Consider the following 19,455-nt stretch of genomic DNA (forward strand, 5'->3'; position numbering starts at 1 on the left):
TAGGCAAGGAGCCTTGTTATGGAACAAGTGACACCGCAATACAACATTAAGGTCGTTAAGTACTTCATCATCGCGTCTTTAGTGTGGGCAATCGTAGGTATGATCATCGGGGTGATTCTCGCCGCGCAATTGTATTGGCCAGTCTTAAACTTCGATTCTCAATATTTCCAGTTTGGTCGACTGCGCCCGCTACATACATCTGGGGTGATTTACGGGTTCGTCGTGAATATCTTGATGGGGACATCTTTGTACATTGCCCAGCGAACAGGCCATTGTGAGTTGTTCAATAAAAGCCTTTCATGGATGGTATTTTGGGGATGGCAATTTATTCTATTGCTTGCGGTCATTTCCTTACCCGCAGGCCACACCAGCTCAAAAGAGTATGCAGAGCTTGAATGGCCAATCGACTTAGTGATCGTGCTGGTTTGGGTGCTTTATGCGGTGTTGTTCTTTGGCACCCTTGCTAAACGAAAGGTCAGTCACATCTTCGTGGCTAACTGGTTCTTTGCTGCTTTCATCATCGTCGTTGCAATGATTTTCATCGTGAACAACCTCGCGATGCCAGTGTTGGCGATGAAGTCCTACTCTGTGTTTGCAGGCGCTCAAGATGCGATTGTTCAGTGGTGGTGGGGACATAATGCCGTCGGCTTCTTACTAACCGCAGGTGTGATTGGTATGAATTACTATTTCATACCCAAAGCGGCGGATCGACCTATCTACTCCTACCGGTTGTCTGTGATCCACTTCTGGGGCTTGGTCGGCTTTTACACATGGGCCGGAACGCACCATTTGGTTTATTCTTCCGTTCCTATCTGGATTCAGAACATCGGAATCGTGATGTCATTGATATTGTGGCTCCCTTCTTGGGCCGGTGCGTTCAATAGCGCAATGACCCTCCTGCAAAACAAAGAAAAGCTGAAGTCCGACTACATTCTTTTATTCTTTTTCTCAGCAATTCTTTACTACTGCTTGGCGACATTCGAAGGTCCCCTACTCGCTATTCGCTGGTTCAACATGGTGGCACACAACACCGAATGGATCATCGGTCACGTACATTCCGCTGCTCTCGGATGGGTTGGAATGTCAGGGATAGCGGTTTTTTACTATTTCATTCCACGCTTATGGGGCCAAACCGATCTTTGGTCACGACGACTGATTAAATGGCACTTTTGGCTCGCTCATGCTGGCGTCGCCATTTATGCGATAGCACTTTGGATCGCAGGCATCGGTGAAGGTTATATGTGGCTCGCTCAAAATGAAAATGGAGAACTCATTTACAGTTTTGTAGAAGCGATGGACTTTAAAGCACCTTGGCTATTCATGCGTTTCTTTGGTGGTGCACTGTTTGTACTTGGATTGTTCTTAATGGCATTCAACTTGTACAAAACGGTTCGTATGCCAGTAGTACAAGACGCTAGACACACCGTTAATGAGGGGGCTTAAATGATGAGTAAAGACTTTACACATTCAATCGTCATTTTAATTTTGACCACCGTTGTCGTTGCCTCCTTCTCTTTGTTGGTCTGGGTAGTGCCAAGCATTGTCCGCGGAGACGATATTGCCAAAGGCAGTTTAGCAATGCCACTCACACCGATTGAGTTGGCAGGGCGAGACATCTACATCAGTGAAGGCTGCCATGTGTGTCACACCCAAATGGTTCGCCCTCTAGAGCCGGAAGTGAAACGTAATGGTCGCCCGAATAAAGAAGCCGACGATATTTACGAATTTCCTAACTTGTGGGGTTCTAAACGTACCGGCCCTGACCTCACTAACTTAGGTAGAAAGTATTCTGACCAGTGGCATGTTATTCACCTAACTGATCCTAGAAAAGTCGTTCCTACATCGATCATGCCCTCTTACCCGTGGCTGTTTGAACAAACGCTTACAGGCGATGATATCAGCGCAAAAATGGAAGTGTTACGTACCTTAGGTGTGCCTTATACCGATCAAGAAATTGGCGACGCCAGATTACAAGTAAGAGGCAAAACCAAAGGTGAAGCGCTGATTCGCTATTTACAAAGCCTGGGTAAAGATACGTCACAGGAGGTATCACAATGAGCACATTCTGGAATCTATGGGCGGTACTCTTAACCTTAATATTCTTTATTCTGATGGTGTCTGTTGTCGTTAAATACTGGCGTAGCAATCACAAGGCCGATCACGACCACACCATTGGCACCTTTGATGGTATTGAAGAGAAAGATGCGCCTCCGCCTAAGCTGTTATTTGTAAGCTATGCAGTGGCATTTCTTTTGTCTGCAGGCTATTTAGTGCTTTACCCCGGGCTTGGCGAATGGGAAGGGTTAGTCGATTGGGAACAAAGCGATGATAAGCTCAGTTCACCATCCACCACTCTCAATGAACAATTTGCACAAACCAGCGAAGCTACGTTAGAGGGATTAGCTGCAGTCCCAGAGATCGTGAACAGCGGTAGGATTCTGTTCCAAACTCACTGTGCCGCTTGTCACCGAGATAACGCTCAGGGACAAAAGCACTTCCCTAACCTGATAGACCAAGAGTGGCTCTACGGTGGCAGTGATGAAGCTGTGATTCATTCGATCGCCAAAGGTCGGAACGGTGCAATGCCGGGTTGGAGCGAAATCATGCGCCCCGATGAAGTGGCTAAGGTTTCTTACTACTTAGCTTCCCTCAATCAACGCCATACCGATGTTCCAGAAGTAAAAGTTAAAGTCGGCAAAGAGCTGTTTGTAAAATACTGCTCGTCTTGTCACGCTGATGGTTCTGTTGCGAACCCAGAGATTGGCGTGCCTGATCTCTCAGACGATATTTGGTTGCACGGCGGCAGTATTGAAGAGATACAACACACTATCAACAAAGGCTTGAACAACCTAATGCCTGCGTTTGATAAGCAGCTCACCGAGAACGAAATACTCGCACTGGGTGCTTACATTAGACATGCGGGCTCAGAGCAGCAACAAAGACTCGCGAACCTAGAAGCTCAGTCTGTTGAACGTGGTGAATACCTCGCTTATGCCGGTGACTGTGTCGCGTGTCATAGTGCAGAAGGTGGCGAACCCTTTGCTGGCGGCTTACCGTTTGTGACCCCTTTCGGCACCGTGTATTCAACCAACATAACTCCACACACCACCGAAGGGATTGGGACTTATGACTTTGATGATTTCCGAGCCGCGTTAGTCGCAGGCAAGGGTAAGAACGGCTATCTATACCCTGCTATGCCGTACACGTCATATCAGCACCTCACCGACCAAGACATGGTCGATTTGTGGGAATACATGCAGTCAATCACCGCCGTGCCACGACGCAATGATGACAACAGCATGATGTTTCCATCCAACATTCGCTTAGGTTTGCTTGGCTGGAATATCGTCTTCATGGATACCGATCCGATTGACTACCAAGTGCCTGAAGAGCTTAAAACGGAAGTCGAAAACGTTGAGAAATGGCAACAAGGCAAATATTGGGTAGCGGGACTTGGTCACTGTTCGGAATGCCACACACCAAGAAACATTGCGCAAGCTCTGATACCAGAACGTATTTTCCAAGGTAACTTGATTGACGGTTGGAATGCGCCCGATATCACGGCCAATGAACTGTATGTCGATGGTTGGGACGAAGCGACACTGACCGATTTCTTACACACGGGTCACTCAGACAAAGGTACTGCTTTTGCGGGCATGGCAGACGTAGTAAAAAACAGCCTCAGCTTGATGACGCGTGAAGATATCGAGTCGATGTCCTATTACCTACTCAGTGGTGACATCAACAACACTATTGCCAGTGATGCAGTTCAGTTGCAACCTAAAGGGTTTGATGAAGACTCTTACGCGACTGATATTTACACCACGTATCGTCAAACCTGTGGAGCGTGTCATGGTGACGATGGTAAAGGTCGCGACCCTATCGCCCCTACGCTATTGAATAACGGCATTATCATGCACAGCGACCCATTTAACACTATTGCGGTGACTGTGCGCGGCCTACAACCCACCTATCTCGACAAAGACAGAAACTTCATGCCAATGGCAAGCTTTGAAGATGTGCTGTCGGATCAAAGGTTGGCTGAGTTGATCACCTTCGTGCGATTGCACCTTGGAGATAGAGAGGAACCAGTAACGGCGGAGCACGTACGAGAGGTAAGAGAAACACTTGAAGCTGCAGGTTATGCCGGAGGGTTACACACCACACCTGAAATGTACGAAAATCGAGATAAGAACATTAACATTCGCTAGGTTCTCGACGTATTTGATTAGCTCAGCAAGTAGCAAGTAAGTTTTAATATTGATTAATAAACCCAAAGGAGACCAGTGCGTCTCCTTTTCTTTTTGCCATAACCCGAGTTTTCGACACTTTTCCGTACAACACAATTGTAACTAACTGATTACACAATTAAGCAGAGCTGCACATAATGCGATCAATCTCGCAGAACAAAGATGACACCAAGTGCATAATATGCAAAATTTTCTAAAGATGTACTAAGGACAGTTATGGATACAACTACACTCATCTACGATACGTTGGAAGGCCTGTCGAGCGCAAAGCCACAGCAACACGCTCAAATCCGCCAAAATCTATATAACCAATTAGATTTATCATTTGAGAAGCAGTTGGCTTTATATTCATCAGTTCTTGGTCCAGCAAGTGCTGGTAGATTGACCGACTTGGATAGTGCAGTGATGTCTGCACGCAAGATTGTTGGCTTAGAAAACAGCTAAACAACCTTCAACCTATCTCAACTTTAACGCTGCCATTGTGCAGCGTTTTTTATGGACGCTATTTACGATAAGGACGGTTGGTTACGATAAACGTCGTTAGTTACGATAAACGTCGTTAGTTATGATAAGTACGGTTAAGTGCAGTTGGGCCTGTTTTTCAAGTTACACGCATTCTCATTTGGTTAATCTTATGTTCCATTTTTAACAGGTGTGTAACCACAATAATGGCGCTAATGTTAGTAGCACGTTAACCACACATCGGATGGAAGAATCATGAGAGTACTTATTGAATATACACAAACAGGCAAATACCGTGATCATGCGTGGGAAGCACTAACCATTCGTTCAAAAGGCGAAATTCAAGCTGTGACTCCCTCTTATGCGGCTCAACTTATCGAACAGAACCGCGCCAGCTTATCTACTACTGAGAATCAAGATATCGTCATCCAACCTTAATGAGTTTAGGAACTATCCCTCCCGGTTCTTAAATTCTCTGCTTTACTCGCTTTAGTTATCAATACGATACTGAGAAAAACAGAGTTTGATGACATAAAAAAAACGCTGCACGGATGCAGCGTTTTCTTGTTTCTAACGTAGATAGCCTCTAACGTACATAGCTCTTAACGTAGACAGCTTTAACGTAAACAGCTTTAACGTAAATCGTCTAATTATTTTGGCAGGTTTTCTAACGCTTCAACCATCGTCATTAGTTTATCGACAATTCTTTCGCCATCGACTCTCAAGCCATTGTGTTCGTACTCGTTAGTGATCCACGCTTTTGAGTTTGGAATATTGGCTAGCGTTTCACGGCTGTAATCCAGCTCTACATACATATCATCCGCATAAACCGCACATGCCATCGGAACCGTATTCTTGCTCAGTTGCTCTGCGTTATACAAAGAACCCCAATCTGATTTCTCAGCCAACATGTTTGCCGCTTCACGTAATGGCTTCAGCGTTTCTAGTTGGTCGAACATCCATGGGTACACCATTTCTCCGGTAAACCAGAACTCGCTACCCGATTGGTAGTTAAAGTGTGGGTACTGCTCGCGTACTCGGTGTGCAGACCAGTTAGACGCTGCACCTTGGCAGTAAATCGATTCATGCAAAATCGCGTAGATTGGGTTCGTTAGGTAGCCCTGCTCTTGCTGCATTTGATTTAAGAAGCTGTAGCTTAACTGCTTGCTTCCGTTCACTTCTACAAACGCACTCTCCAATGTGAAATACATCGGCAGATTCGCTTCTCCGCCACCAAGGTTAATACCAATCAGCTGGAACTGTTCAACTGTAAACACCTGACCGTTTGGCAGTCTCACATCGTTGTTGAGCAGGTAATCAGAGATCTCGCGACACATAGCTTGTGCTTGTGGGAACTGAGCAAAGAAGACTCTGTTTTTATCTTCGACACGCTTGTAAGTCGCACGATAAACATCGTCAGCTTCGCGTTCAATAGAAGGAATACCGCCCGTCACGTAGCAACGTTGCAAGCTCTGTGGGAACAGTGACAAATAGCTCAGTGTACAGAAGCCACCAAAGCTTTGGCCAATCGTAGACCATTGTTTAACACCAAACTGCTCACGAATCGCTTCAGCGTCACGAACGATATTGTCGGCTCTGAAATGCGTTAAGTACTCGACTTGTTGTTCTGGAGAAAGGTGCGCCAACGTTTCATGACTGATAACCGTGCTGTTGCCTGTACCACGTTGGTCCAGAAGCAGAACACGGTAGTTTTGCAATGCACGCTTTAACCAACCCGATTGCCCGCTAACACGTGGAGAAGGAAAGCCTGGGCCGCCCTGAAAGTAGATCAACCACGGCAGCTCTTGCGCATCTTTAGCGAGATCAACCAGCTCACGTGCGAAGACTTGGATCTGTTGTCCATCTTTGGCTTGATAATCAAGTGGCAACTCGAAAGAGTGCTGACGATACAGGGTGGTTCCATCAATAAAGTTAGCTTGCACGCTTCATTCCTTTTTATCTGATTCTAAAGTCATTGGTACGAATAAAAATGGCGCCCTTTGGCACCCTTATGAGCAAGATACGCATAGTAGCTTGTAAATGAAACCGTTTGTTTAACATGAATGTGAACGTGCTTCGTTTAATTGTTCAATTACCTCTCAACGGGTAACAACGTGTGTCAAAACAGTCAGTTTAGAAGAGGCTGACCCAGCGAGAGAGCAAAAGAATGAGGTAAAGCAAATCCAAAGCGCGAGGCAAATAAAAAGAGCTTAACGAGGTGAGGATACGTTAAGCTCTTTGGTTTTATCTGTGTTGATAAACTAACTCGCTTATTTGCCGTTAATCTATCGAACCTGTTAGTTCTAATGAACCTAATAAATCTAGCGACTACGAAGCCGTCAGTTCACCGGCACCTTGAGTCGAGCGTTCGCTGCTCTGAACTAGGATTGCGGTAGCGGTCTCTTTCAGTGCCGCCCACTCTCCATCATCCACTTCAATGCCATCGTTCCATGCTTTCTCTTGAGTTTTAAAAAGCGCTTCCGATTCAATGTGTGTTTGGTAGCCATCTGACAAACGTTCGATATCGAAATCCTGGACGGAAAGTTCGATGGTCATATTGTGGATATGTTCGACCGATGCCAGTGGCAAATCTGATAAAAACAGTTCTGGTGCAACGCAACCACGATTAAGCACATACAAAGTGCTCTTAGGGTTAGAGCCGTTATCCCAACGTGCCATGCACGCGATACCTTTCGCAGCCAGTTTTACAAGCTCGCTATACGCCAACCAACGGTTGTGGCAATTATTTAGCTCAATTTTCAGCGTCTTCTTACCAACCATTTTTTCAATCGAGTAGTCCATAATCACAGGAAGATGACACGCCAAACTCGCCTTGTGCAGGTCGACTTCAACCGTATTATCACTGCGTACTTGAATATCGACAGGGCGGTCGTCTTCTAGCCCGATGAAATTGCTCGCACTGTTAAAATGACGAACACCATCCAAACCGACCATTTGTAAATCTGCCACCATGTTCGCTATCACATCAGCTTCACCACATGTACGACGCATACCTAAAAAGGCTTTATTGACGGCCGCTACCAGTTCATTGTGAGAAACGATCATAACGATTTACCTCCATGTTGGCCTTTCGCCGTTGTGCTGTGAATTGAAACATTTTGCGAACCAGACAGTTCAGCTTCACTTGGTAATATTGGGAACACCCATTCGTCCTGATGAATCTCATCAAGCAGCGGTGCGCCTTGGAAAAACGTTACTCGTACCCAACGGTCTGAGCGAGGATCAAACTTAGTCGCACCAAACATTGCTAGCTTACAACGCAGTAAGTGCATTGGTGGCGAATCTTGATGCAGCACATTCATTTGAATGTCGCCCATCGCTTTGTTACCTAGCGTCCACACACGGCGCGCAATTGCACGGTGTTGCGGCTGTTTAACAAGGAACTCAGCCAATGAAAGCTCAGGCGCGAATTGCAATAAAGCATGGTACAAACGGTAAGCTTGACGGCCAATATCCAACGGCAGTTCACGCTCTTCACCCAGCTCTTCACCTCGAACACCGAGTCTTGGCTCTTCTTTGTCTTGAGAGCGATACCAGAACCAGTAGTTGTTTTCTGCTTTAGTAAAGTCGGTCGTGATCGCCCAGCGATACTTCTCTTCTAGTACAACCAGAAGGTCTTGAATCTTTTTGCCGCTAGGAAGCGACAGTGTTTCGCTGCAATTCATTTGCTCTTGATGGGCGTCCACTAATTCTGGGTACAATTCCATCAAGCATGAGATAAGGATTTCTTGGGCTTCCATACTCATGTGCTTAGATTGTTCGACTAACTGTGCCCATGTATCGCACAGGCTGACAGAAGCTTCTAATGATTGTTCTGTGTGCTTCAAATCATCAACAGCGGCTTTGTTCAGCTCTTGCTGTGTTTCATTGATGGTAACGACTTGTTCTAAATGACAAATCGCTTTTTTAACTAAGGTACGTAGTGGCTCGATCAACGCCGTATCAGTCTGACTGGACAACACGTCCGCCAATGCATGTTCACGGGTTGTCATCCACTGATCGACAATACTAGGGTGGTTAATCAGGTATGGCGCCATACCTAAACCAGTCGCATTACCAACACCAAGGTAACGTTGTAATCCTCGATGCAAGGTAATCGCTTGTTCACCGCCCTGTTGTTCGGCTAGGTAATGAACCCAATCTAGGCTGAACTCACGCAGCATATAAACTGCACACATTTGCGCACTAAATGACTGATTAAAATCTTCATTTTTCTCTAAGATTTTAAAGTCTGCAATGCCAAATTTGCCATTACCATAAACGGCAGTGGTTCGTAGGATGTAGCCTACTTCAGCCAGTTCTTTTGGCGTTGGTTGAACACCTTTCGCCAAGTGACTCACGATGTGTTCAAACACACGTACACTTTTGTTTGCACGCGCTAAAACAAGTACGTTATTTGGATTACGGCCGGCTTCTTGAAGCGGTACATTCGCACGAAGTCTTTCAAGTAGGGTGACATCAACATCACCAAGAACAAGCGCAAACGTTACGTCCCACTTTTCAGCAATTACACGGTCATTTCGTTCGTCATCTGCAATTTCGTCGCAAAAAACAACCAAATGATAAACATGGTTTGGCGTCGCTAGCTTATAGATAACATGACCAAAACCTTGAGCGTCTAATTGCCACTCATGTTTGGTCACTTTCCACTCTTGCTGCGCCATTTTACGAATCAGAGTTCTCACGAAGCTGATGCGTGTTTGGTGCATCGCACCTAGCCTTTCCGGTGCCATGACAACCGTTGCGTCACGTAATGCTGATTCAGTGTAGGTAGAACGATGTGCATCCATTTTGCTCACCACCTTATAGTTATAGGATTTTGCTAGCCATTCAGAACCGATCGTTGCCGTCATTTGAAGCATTCGTTATTACAGTATGCTGGTTAGCTTTCACGTTATGTGGGGCAAGCGAGCTCGCCCCTTATTATTTGTCCTGACTAGATCGATTGACCTAAATACTTTGCCGTCCGGTGTATCTTCACCAGTACGGTTTTGCTGTTCCTTTCGGAATTTTTGCATCAGCCTTCTTTCGAAGGCTGATTTTTCTTATTTGATCAGTTTCTTGTTTTACAGAGCTCTTGTCTTACAGAGCCCTTTTCTTTCAAAAATCTGGTCTTTAAAAAACCTGTTCTTTAAAAACCTTGTTCCTTCGCCATCTTGATTGCGATTTGAGGCGCATTCCAAAGCGATGGCAGTAAGATTATGGACACCGGTACCGCTGTGATTACAATGAACGATTGCAGCGCAGAGATTCCGCCTGAACCTAGGGAAATCAGAATCAATGCTGTTACCCCCATCATCACACCCCAGAAAGTACGAATAATTGCGTTAGGCTCTGTCTCACCACTGACTACCACACTGATGGTGTAAGTCATTGAGTCACCTGTCGTTACGATGAAGATCGTCGTCAAGATCAAGAACAGAATAGAGATAAGCATTGGCATTGGTAGTTGCTGAGTTACTGCCAGTAGCGCGCCAGGTAAATTAAAGCCTTCGAACGCTTTACTTACGCTGCCTGGGTCTGCAATTTCAAACGCAAGGCCAGAACCGCCAACAATGGTGAACCAGAAACATGTTACGAACGGTGCAATAAGACTGATGGTTGAAACCAACTGGCGAATACTACGGCCGCGTGAAATACGTGCGATGAAGATTGCCATCATTGGGCCGTAACCTAAGAACCAACCCCAGAAGAATACTGTCCACCAGCTCAACCAACCTTCGTCACCACGGTATGTTGCCATTGGGATGAAGTTATCTATCATGCTGCCTACACCTTGGATGTAGCCATTGAAGATGAAGTTCGTTGGTCCGAAGATAAGGATGTAGACCATCAATGCCATTGCTAAAATTACGTTGTAACGGCTTAGCATTTGCATTCCGCGATTAAGACCACTTAATGCAGACAATGTGTAAAGCACGATAGCGAACAAGATAATGATTAGCTGAGTCGTGAAGCCATCTGGAATACCAAACAGTTCATTTAGAGCGTAGCTGACTTGCAAGCCTAAGAAGCCAATCGGACCGATGGTGCCCGCTGCTACTGCAACAATACAACATGCATCAATCAATGCGCCTGTATGGCCTTTCAGAGCTCTTTCACCCAATACAGGGTAAAGAAGAATACGAGGTTTAAGCGGTAAGCCTTTGTCGTAGTGAAGGTGCATAACCACGATAGACGTTAAGCTACCAACAATTGCCCATGCAAGAAAACCCCAGTGCATGAATGATTGTGATAGAGCATTCACCGCGCCTTGTTGTGCATTTTCTTGTGCGCCATACAACGGAGGTGGGCTCACATAGTGCGCGATAGGCTCGGCTGCCGCCCAAAATACGCCGCCACCCGCAAGTAGTGTACAGAAGATGATTGCCATCCAGCGAAAGCCATCCATCTCAGGCTTATCGATGCCACCTAGGATAACCTTGCCTGTTCGCCCTGCCGCTAGGCCAAGACCAATAAGAAAAGTCAGAAGAAGAAGCATTTGCCAATAAGGACCGAACACTTTTACAGACCAAGCAAAACCCGTGTTTACTAGGCTTGATAATAGCTCGCCATCAAACAAAGCAAGGGCTACGAACAGAGCAATAAAGCCGCCGCTGTACCATAGTGCTGGGTTGGTTAGTCCTAATTTGTCTGAAGTAGATTCAGACTGTGTATTTTTGCTTGCTGTGTTTGCTTGACCCGCATTTACGTTTGAAGATTTCACGCTATTGGTTAAATCAGACATACTCTGACTCCAGAGGTTTCTTTGCAGCTATCACTTTAATGATGACTACAAGAGGTGTATTTAACACCTGCCCTATTGTTTTTTGTGTTGGGCAGGCTAATCCATGTTTGGGTTACCGCGTTGCGAAATAGACCGTTGTTCCTTTTGAATAGTGAAATTGGTTAAAACAGCACGTCTAAATGAACGTTTATTAGAAGGCTGCTAATTCGATGATTGCTAGTGAAAAAACACTTAACCCTTGCTTTGAGGCTCTAGGCCATCTTTCAAGAAGTTAAACCAGTTTTCTCCCAAGACTTGCCCAGCTTCAGACTCGCTGAAACCATGGCGCATCAATCCGTTATAGATGTTTTCCATACCCGCACTACCACAGAACCAAGGCAGCGCATCTGGCCAACCTGAGTTGTTTGCAGAGCCTTCGCCATAGTCCATGGCTTTAGACCAACGACCATTTCGCATCCACTCAAGAACGGCTTGTGGTTGATTTAAGCATAGGTCACTACCAATACCTAGGTGTTCAACGCCAACCATGTCAGCAGTCGTTGCAACCATTTGGCAGAAATCTTCCAACGTACATTGGCTGCCATTTGGTAGGTGGAATGGGTATAAGCTGAATCCGATTAAGCCACCGCGTGCGGTTAGGGCTTTAATCACATCGTTTGATTTGTTTCGTAATGCATCATGAGCAAACGTAGGATTCGCGTGGCTGATACAAATAGGACGAGAAGACAGGTCAATCGCCTCAAGCGTTGAACGCTCAGCACTGTGAGACATATCGATGATCATGCCTACTCGGTTCATCTCTTCGATTGCTTGCTTACCAAAGCGCGTGATGCCTGTGTCGTTCTGCTCATAACAACCCGTCGCCAGTAAGCTTTGGTTGTTGTAAGTAAGCTGCATGATCAAAAGACCCTGCTGACGCATCACTTCGATAAGACCAATCTCATCATCGATTGGCGAACAGTTTTGAGCACCTAGAAAAATGCCGACTTTGCCTGTCGCTTTTGCAGTTTCAACATCAGCCATTGAATGAATCGGCATGATAATATCTGCATTTTGCTCGAATCTTAGATTCCACTCAGCAAAGCGAGATAAGGTTTCACGAGCTGTCTCGTGGTAAACCGCGGTAGCGTGAACTGCTGTAATGCCGCTCGCCTTTAGTGTTTGGAAATATTCTCTATTCCAATTGCAGTATTGCAATCCATCTATAACAATCCGTTGCTGGTACATAACCACTCCTATTGAAAGCTCAGTGTTCTAGCTCGGTTTTGAAAACACGCTCAAATAACATGTTTTCAAAAATGGGTTAAATCACTTACTGGGTGCTCAGTCTTTGAAATCTACATTGATTGAGCGTAATTGGGTTTGGATGTTGGCCTGACTCTGTGAATCAGGCCAATTCGATAGCTGGATAGTTAGAGACTTAATATCTTCAGCTATCCAATTCTTATATAGAAAGCTGCTTAGTAAGGACGCTGGTAAGCTGTCTTCACCACTGTGTAGAACTCTTTCGCGTATTGACCTTGCTCACGAGGACCGAAGCTAGACTCTTTACGACCACCAAACGGTACGTGGTAATCGGTGCCTGCTGTTGGTAGGTTCACCATCACACAACCTGTTTGCGCTTGTTGCTTGAACATTGCGCTAGTACGTAGGCTTTGAGTAATGATGCCGCCCGTTAGACCAAAGCGAGTATCGTTTGTTGTCGCGATAGCTTCTTCTAAGTCAGCGACACGAATCACGCTTGCCATTGGTGCAAACACTTCTTCTTGGTTCACTTCCCAATCGTTCTTAGTATTCAAGAACAGCGTTGGAGACATGTAGAAACCTTCGTGTTTCATGCTTAAGCGTTCACCACCAAATGCTAGCTCACCGCCGCTTTGACGTGCTTTCTCAACCCAACCTAGGTTTGCTTCAAGTTGGTTACCATCGACAACAGGGCCCATGAATACGCCGTCTTCTAGTGCGTGACCCACTTTAAGCTCGCTCATACGCTTGATCAGTGCTTCAACGTATTGGTCGTGAATGCCATCCATAACCACTAGACGAGAAGATGCTGTACATTTTTGACCTGCGCCAGAGAACGAACCTGCGATAGTCGCATCAACAGCTGTTTGGATATCAGCATCATCTGCAACCACAAGTGCGTTCTTACTGCCCATTTCTAATTGGCAACGAACGAAGTTTGGCGCTGTAGCAGCCGCAACCTTACGACCTGTATCAACAGAACCGGTAAAGCTCACACCGTTCACTTCTTTAGAGTTGATCAGTGCATCACCTACTTTAGAACCGCTACCTAGAACAAGGTTGAACGTGCCTGCTGGCATGCCTTGGCGGTGGATAATTTCAGTTAACGCAACCGCACTTGCTGGTGTTAGGTTTGCTGGTTTCCAGATAACGCTGTTACCGAAAGCAAGCGCTGGAGCGATTTTCCAAGCAGCAGTCGCTGTCGGGAAGTTCCAAGGAGAGATGATGCCGATAACACCCACCGCTTCACGAGTCACTTCTACAGAAACACCTGGGCGTACTGATTCTGCGTTGTCGCCAATTTGACGAAGCACTTCAGCCGCAAAGTACTGAAAGAACTGACCTGCACGGTAAATTTCGCCACGACCTTCAGCAAAAGGCTTACCTTCTTCACGAGAAAGCAACGTACCTAGCTCATCACAACGTGCAATCAGCTCGTCACCAATCGCTTGAAGTACTGCTTGCTTACGTTCAATCGGCGTTTTTTCCCACTCTGGTTGAGCGTGCTTCGCCGCTGAAATCGCCTGTTGAACTTGGTCAGCACTTGCTTGTGCGAAGTTACCGATGTTTTCAGAAATATCTGATGGGTTAATGTTCGCAACGGTGCTTACACCCGCTTGCCATTCGCCGCCAATGTAAAGTGCGTTTTCTGCTTGAACATTCTGTAATTGAGTCATCATTCTGTCCTTGTAACGGTTAGGTTGCGTTTGAGCCTGGCAACCATCTGATTAATGAATAAAACGTTAATTTATATAAGAAATAACGTTTAAATCTTGTATCTAAAACTGAACCAAGACGCTTGTATCAATAAAGATCTTTACAGACAAATAGCTTTAATCCGCAAATTGCCTCAGTTCACAGTATCTTTATTCAGGTTGAGAGGCTGATGCGTAAACCACGAACTCAACCAACATTTCTTCTCTTGCTAACCCTGCAACGACGACCGCAGCACGGTTTGGATAAGGTGCATTGAAGTATTCTCCGTATACGCTGTTGACCGTTTTTAGATATTCACGGTCTGTCACGTAAATCAGAACTTGCAGCACTGAATCCATAGATTCGCCTGCACACTCCAACGTATGAACAAGGTTGTTAAAAGTCTGACGCGTTTGCGCTTCGATACCGCCTTCTACTACTGCGCCAGTTTCATCAATTGGAATCTGCGCTGTGTATAGAGTGCCGTTATTAACGATTGCCCACTCTAGTGGTGCTTTTGAAGCGAAAAGCTCGGTTTTTACTGGGTGTTTTTTAGTTTGTGCGTTCACGATTCCATCCAACTTTGTAACAACTATGTTTCAAGATGGTTAAATACTGCACCTTGACGGCTGATAAATCTAACGGTAAATTTTGTGCATTTGATAAATAAAATCTATCACCTTTAAAAAAGTAAGGTATAGCAAGGCCTAGAGAAGGATTCCTGTAATGAGTATTAAGCTACAACAGTTAAAACATTTTGTTTTAGTGGTCGAAGAAGGCGGATTTAGAGCGGCATCTCACCGAGCAAATCGCTCGCAAGCGGCACTTTCAACATCGATAAAAGAGCTAGAAAAAATTCTCGGCCAACCACTGTTTGAAACGGGCAACAAATCGACGCTGACACCTTTTGGCGAAATATGTTTACCGAAAATCATTCAATTCTTGAATGTTTACAAAGCATTAGATAACGACCTTCGTGCTGCTGCAGCTGGCCAACAAGGGCGAGTTCGAATAGCGAGCGTGCCTTCAGTGGCCGCAAAACTAATACCTAGTGTTTTAGGGGCTTTTTGCGAAAAGTACCCCAATGTTGAGGTCAGCTTAATTGACGATAATGCGGCAGGTGTGGAAGCGAGATTACTCTCTGGAGAGGTGGATGTTGCCCTCGGAAATAGCTCCCATTTAGAAGAAGAGAGCATCGATTTCACGCCTTTGCTCTCTGACCCTATTGGTGTGGTCTGCCTCAAAGACAACCCCATCGCCTCTCAACGAGAGGGAATAGAATGGCAAACTTTGTTAAAACAACCCTTCATTCGCAACGGTACTTGTACCCTACTTGACCCAACACCCGCACGAATGCTCAGCGAACAGGCTCTTTATTCGGTAGAGAACATCACTTCGTTGTTTTCGGTGTTAGAACTCGGGATAGGCGTGACCACGCTACCTAAGTTGGCTTTCCCGACCAATGAAACCCGTTTGGTGTGGATCCCATTGATTGACCCGCCTTTACAGCGTCAGATCGGTATTTTCAGATTGGCTGACCGTACGATCTCGCCACAAGCACAAGCCTTTCATGACTTGTGTATTCAATACCTAAGCTATGAAGAGTAATAGAAAAACATGAATGAAGGCGCTTCCTATAGGCCTATTGATACGACAAACATCTTTAGATTCCGATTATTTCTGTATTGAAACTGTGATTTCTGGGTCGATGCTCTGCGAATTCGTCCGATAATAATTCGACCCAACCTCAGCGATACCTCTATTTTTGAGTCAATTAACCCGTACTTTCCATCTGTATGTATGTTTTCTCGCCCTCATCATTGACCCTAGATCTTGTTGCATCAGCGGTTGGACGCTGAATTATTCATCAAACTTTCATCTTGAACCCGGTGCTGGGCGTGTTGATTCGCGTTCCAATACATCAATAATGAAAATATGATAACGATATTAAAAAAAATCAGCTTAATGATAAGGAGTACCATACTGCTATTTCACTACACAAACGAAACCTTTCAATATCAACAAAATCTTGGTTATACCCCGCTTCGAATACCAACCCGTAATCACATTTAGAAAAGACTCTAAGTCATTGAATATGCTTAATTGATAACGTCATATCTTAATATTTTTTCTCTCTAATTTTCTGGGTAAAACCTCCCTTTTCTCACTATAAACAAAGCATTTTAAATATTCATGGATTTAATAATAGAACTATTACTTTCATAAATGAAAAACACTCATTTCAAAAATGGAATTATTGATGCCGATATTTGTCGTTTTGATCACATAATTTTAGGCGTAGTTTATATTTTGTCGAAACGATAGCGAGTTAGTTTTTAACGTTTAATTTCGTCAGGAGATATAAAGCCAGAAAGATTATTTCTTTGTTAACAAGTAAAGGTTTATTAACAAGTCAAATTGCTATTAACAAGTAAGTGCTAGTAACAAAACATATTCAAACTGTGTTTTATATTGACTTACACTGTTAAATATAAGGTTTTATTATGAGGCTTAATGGGATAAGTAGCGACATCCTTGTTGCTGCTAAAAGAGTTGTTCTCTGCCAAATAGTATTAGCCGTCGGTGTAGTTTTATATGAAGTGTTTTTTGGTAATAAAGTAGATATGGAGTCTTCAGCTTTGGGTGTCGTAATCGCGATGTTACCACCGCTGTTTGGTTTTATATATGCAAGCCTTAAGGTGCACAAGAATCCTAATTATAGTTTACGTGACTTAATGCAAATGAGTCGTGTCGTGAAAATAACCTATACGTTCTTAATGTTTATCTTGGCATTCCAGTTTTTTAAATTGGATAACCCAGTAATATTATACGCGTATATTTTCACAATGATTGGGTACTTCTTGACACCATTTATTACTGCCTCTACAAGATCGGAGTACGTGTAGTATGGATCAAGTCACTACCGCTCACGAATACATAGAGCATCACTTAACCTTCTTAACTACAGGTGATGGTTTCTGGGCGTTCAACATTGACTCAATGTTGGTATCTTGGATCACGGGTTTACTGTTTATTGGAGCTTTTCGATATGTAGTGACCAAGGGCACTAGCGGTGTTCCAGGTCGTTTTCAATGTTTTATCGAGCTTATCTTTGATTTCGTTAACAACCTAGTCAAAGAGATTTTTCAAGCGGAGGATAAATTAATAGGGCCACTGGCATTAACCACTTTTGTTTGGGTGTTGTTAATGAATGCAGTCGACCTATTGCCTATAGATTTAATACCAGGGTTAACTCGTGTAATGGGTTTAGAACACTTTAGAGATCTACCGACAGCGGATGTAAATATCCCAATGTCGATGGCACTCGGTGTGTTTATTTTATTGTTAACTTATACGTTTAAAAATAAAGGTTTGAAAGGCTTTATCAAAGAGCTAACTACTCAGCCATTTGATAACCCTCTTTTATATCCTGTTAACTTTGTTCTTGAATTAATAACATTAATTTCAAAGCCAATATCACTAGGCTTACGATTATTCGGAAATATGTATGCAGGCGAGATGATATTCATCCTTATCGCACTAATGCCTTGGTGGATGCAATGGGCACTAAGTGTTCCATGGGCCTTATTCCACATATTAATCGTATTCTTACAAGCATTTATATTTATGGTACTGACCGTTGTTTACTTAGCAATGGCAACAGAAGAACACCACTAATTAATAACTAAAAAATTAACTAACACATTATTTATCGGAGATACAAATGGATATCGTAAGCGCAGTTTTATATGTAGCAGGTGCATTACTGATCGGTTTAGGTGCAGCAGGTGCAGCATCTGGTATTGGTAACTTAGCAGGTAAATACCTTGAAGGTGTTGCTCGTCAACCAGACCTTACGCCAATGCTTCGTACTCAATTCTTCATCATGATGGGCCTTGTGGATGCTGTACCGATGATCGGTGTTGGTATCGGTCTATACATCATCTTTGCCGTGGCTTAATTAGAAGCTTTGAAAAGATCGATTTGTAAATAATCAAGATTTAGTGAGGAAGGTATGAACTTAAATGCCAGCATGTTTGGTCAAGCAATCTCATTCGTGATTTTTGTTTGGCTATGCATGAAATATGTATGGCCCCCTCTCACCGCGATGTTAGACGAGCGCCAAAAAGAAATCGCTGATGGTTTACGCCACTCAGAGAATGCAGCGAAAGAGCTAGAACTAGCAAAATCAAATGGCGCACAACTCGTCGCAGATGCGAAAAAAAATGTGACCGAACTGATTGAGCAAGGCAAAAAACGCCGCAACGAAATCATCACCTTAGCTCACCAAGAAGGTGAGCAAGAAAAGGCACGCATCTTAGAACAAGGTAGAGCTGAGCTAGAAGGCGAACGTCAAAAGTTACGCCGTGAACTTCAGGCGGATATGGCAGATGCTGTTATTCAAAGTGCACAGAAATTGATTAGCAAAAACCTAGATTCTGAAACGAACCGAGCGTTAGTTGATCAAATGATAAGCGAACTCTAAACGGAGGCAATATGTCAGATTACACCAATATTGCTCATCCCTACGCTAAAGCATCGTTCGACTTTGCTTTAGGTGAAAACAAGTTACAAGAGTGGCACTCAATGCTGTCCATTCTTGTGACGGTAGCGGAAGAAGAAACGATCGCTAAACAGATTTCATCAGCAGAAGGTGTTCACACACAGCAATCTGAAGAACTGGTCAATCTCATCATTCACGTTTGCCAAGGACTCGTTGATGACCACGTCATTAATCTCATTAAAGTCTTGGCTGAGAATGGCCGTCTTGCAGTGATCAGAGACTTGTTTAACTTGTTCAGCGACCTAAAGGACGAACATGAACGTGTAATCCCTGTCACTGTCACCAGTTCAGAATTGCTTACACAAGATCAAGTTACATCACTCACTGCTGCACTTGAGAAGAAATTAGAACGTCAGGTTGAAATGGAACAGGTTATTGATGACTCGCTGGTTGGCGGGATCGTAATCAAGGCGGGTGAAACCGTCATCGATGGTTCTTTGAACACATCAATTAACCGATTAGCCCATCAACTTCACGCGAGATAGGTAACA

Annotated in this window: 18 protein-coding genes; 11 read left to right on the forward strand and 7 right to left on the reverse strand. The window is 44.4% G+C overall.

Annotation, left to right across the window (positions count from 1 at the left end):
* Positions 1-18: 18 nt before the first annotated feature.
* From ccoN to AACU28_RS05880, 5 genes are all read left to right on the forward strand, one after another.
* Positions 19-1,443, forward strand: coding sequence for a cytochrome-c oxidase, cbb3-type subunit I (gene ccoN, locus AACU28_RS05860; RefSeq protein WP_121602560.1), 1,425 nt, complete (start codon positions 19-21; stop codon positions 1,441-1,443).
* Positions 1,444-2,058 (forward strand): cbb3-type cytochrome c oxidase subunit II, encoded by a 615-nt coding sequence (locus tag AACU28_RS05865; RefSeq protein WP_004730430.1) that lies wholly within the window; start codon positions 1,444-1,446, stop codon positions 2,056-2,058.
* Positions 2,055-4,211 carry a cytochrome c gene (locus tag AACU28_RS05870; RefSeq protein ID WP_121602561.1) on the forward strand — a complete coding sequence of 719 codons (2,157 nt, stop codon included), beginning with the start codon at positions 2,055-2,057 and terminating at the stop codon, positions 4,209-4,211. Before AACU28_RS05865 ends, AACU28_RS05870 begins: the two co-directional genes overlap by 4 nt.
* Before the next feature lie 255 nt (positions 4,212-4,466).
* Positions 4,467-4,694, forward strand: a complete 228-nt coding sequence (locus tag AACU28_RS05875; protein ID WP_004730426.1) for a PAS factor family protein — start codon at positions 4,467-4,469, stop codon at positions 4,692-4,694.
* 273 nt (positions 4,695-4,967) lie between these two features.
* Positions 4,968-5,150 carry a hypothetical protein gene (locus AACU28_RS05880; RefSeq protein ID WP_004730424.1) on the forward strand — a complete coding sequence of 61 codons (183 nt, stop codon included), beginning with the start codon at positions 4,968-4,970 and terminating at the stop codon, positions 5,148-5,150.
* A gap of 212 nt (positions 5,151-5,362) precedes the next feature.
* On the opposite strand, the gene AACU28_RS05885 is transcribed toward AACU28_RS05880, so the two are convergent.
* The 7 genes from AACU28_RS05885 to AACU28_RS05915 all read right to left on the reverse strand — a co-directional run bounded on the left by AACU28_RS05885 (position 5,363) and on the right by AACU28_RS05915 (position 14,969).
* The gene (locus tag AACU28_RS05885) at positions 5,363-6,655 is read right to left on the reverse strand and encodes an alpha/beta fold hydrolase (protein WP_065606048.1); all 1,293 of its coding nucleotides are present in this window, start codon (positions 6,653-6,655) and stop codon (positions 5,363-5,365) included.
* 385 nt (positions 6,656-7,040) lie between these two features.
* A complete protein-coding gene (locus AACU28_RS05890) occupies positions 7,041-7,778 on the reverse strand; it encodes a DUF3726 domain-containing protein (RefSeq protein ID WP_004730420.1) in 738 nt (245 codons plus the stop codon).
* Positions 7,775-9,586 (reverse strand): hypothetical protein, encoded by a 1,812-nt coding sequence (locus AACU28_RS05895; protein ID WP_102566709.1) that lies wholly within the window; start codon positions 9,584-9,586, stop codon positions 7,775-7,777. The genes AACU28_RS05890 and AACU28_RS05895 overlap by 4 nt, the downstream gene beginning before the upstream one ends.
* 278 nt (positions 9,587-9,864) lie before the next feature.
* On the reverse strand, positions 9,865-11,460 hold the full coding sequence (locus tag AACU28_RS05900) for a BCCT family transporter (protein ID WP_017089921.1): 1,596 nt from the start codon (positions 11,458-11,460) through the stop codon (positions 9,865-9,867).
* A gap of 231 nt (positions 11,461-11,691) precedes the next feature.
* On the reverse strand, positions 11,692-12,687 hold the full coding sequence (locus AACU28_RS05905) for a membrane dipeptidase (protein WP_004730415.1): 996 nt from the start codon (positions 12,685-12,687) through the stop codon (positions 11,692-11,694).
* A 233-nt stretch (positions 12,688-12,920) separates the two neighbouring features.
* On the reverse strand, positions 12,921-14,381 hold the full coding sequence (locus AACU28_RS05910; RefSeq protein WP_004730413.1) for an aldehyde dehydrogenase family protein: 1,461 nt from the start codon (positions 14,379-14,381) through the stop codon (positions 12,921-12,923).
* Between the two features lie 189 nt (positions 14,382-14,570).
* On the reverse strand, positions 14,571-14,969 hold the full coding sequence (locus tag AACU28_RS05915) for a RidA family protein (protein WP_004730412.1): 399 nt from the start codon (positions 14,967-14,969) through the stop codon (positions 14,571-14,573).
* Positions 14,970-15,126: 157 nt separating this feature from the next.
* On the opposite strand from AACU28_RS05915, the gene AACU28_RS05920 reads away from it, so the two are divergent.
* The 6 genes from AACU28_RS05920 to AACU28_RS05945 all read left to right on the forward strand — a co-directional run bounded on the left by AACU28_RS05920 (position 15,127) and on the right by AACU28_RS05945 (position 19,449).
* On the forward strand, positions 15,127-16,008 hold the full coding sequence (locus tag AACU28_RS05920; protein ID WP_004730410.1) for a LysR family transcriptional regulator: 882 nt from the start codon (positions 15,127-15,129) through the stop codon (positions 16,006-16,008).
* Positions 16,009-16,904: 896 nt separating this feature from the next.
* Entirely contained in the window at positions 16,905-17,306 is a 402-nt protein-coding gene (locus AACU28_RS05925) for a hypothetical protein (RefSeq protein WP_004730409.1), read from the forward strand.
* A 1-nt stretch (position 17,307) separates the two neighbouring features.
* On the forward strand, positions 17,308-18,078 hold the full coding sequence (atpB, locus tag AACU28_RS05930) for a F0F1 ATP synthase subunit A (RefSeq protein WP_017082381.1): 771 nt from the start codon (positions 17,308-17,310) through the stop codon (positions 18,076-18,078).
* Between the two features lie 46 nt (positions 18,079-18,124).
* Positions 18,125-18,361, forward strand: coding sequence for a F0F1 ATP synthase subunit C (atpE, locus tag AACU28_RS05935; RefSeq protein WP_004730405.1), 237 nt, complete (start codon positions 18,125-18,127; stop codon positions 18,359-18,361).
* A 54-nt stretch (positions 18,362-18,415) separates the two neighbouring features.
* Positions 18,416-18,886, forward strand: coding sequence for a F0F1 ATP synthase subunit B (locus tag AACU28_RS05940; protein WP_004730401.1), 471 nt, complete (start codon positions 18,416-18,418; stop codon positions 18,884-18,886).
* Between the two features lie 11 nt (positions 18,887-18,897).
* Complete coding sequence (locus AACU28_RS05945) at positions 18,898-19,449, forward strand: F0F1 ATP synthase subunit delta (RefSeq protein WP_009844933.1); 552 nt, start codon at positions 18,898-18,900, stop codon at positions 19,447-19,449.
* Positions 19,450-19,455 lie beyond the last annotated feature (6 nt).

The organism is Vibrio sp. SBT000027, from assembly GCF_963894355.1.
GTDB lineage: Bacteria > Pseudomonadota > Gammaproteobacteria > Enterobacterales > Vibrionaceae > Vibrio > Vibrio splendidus.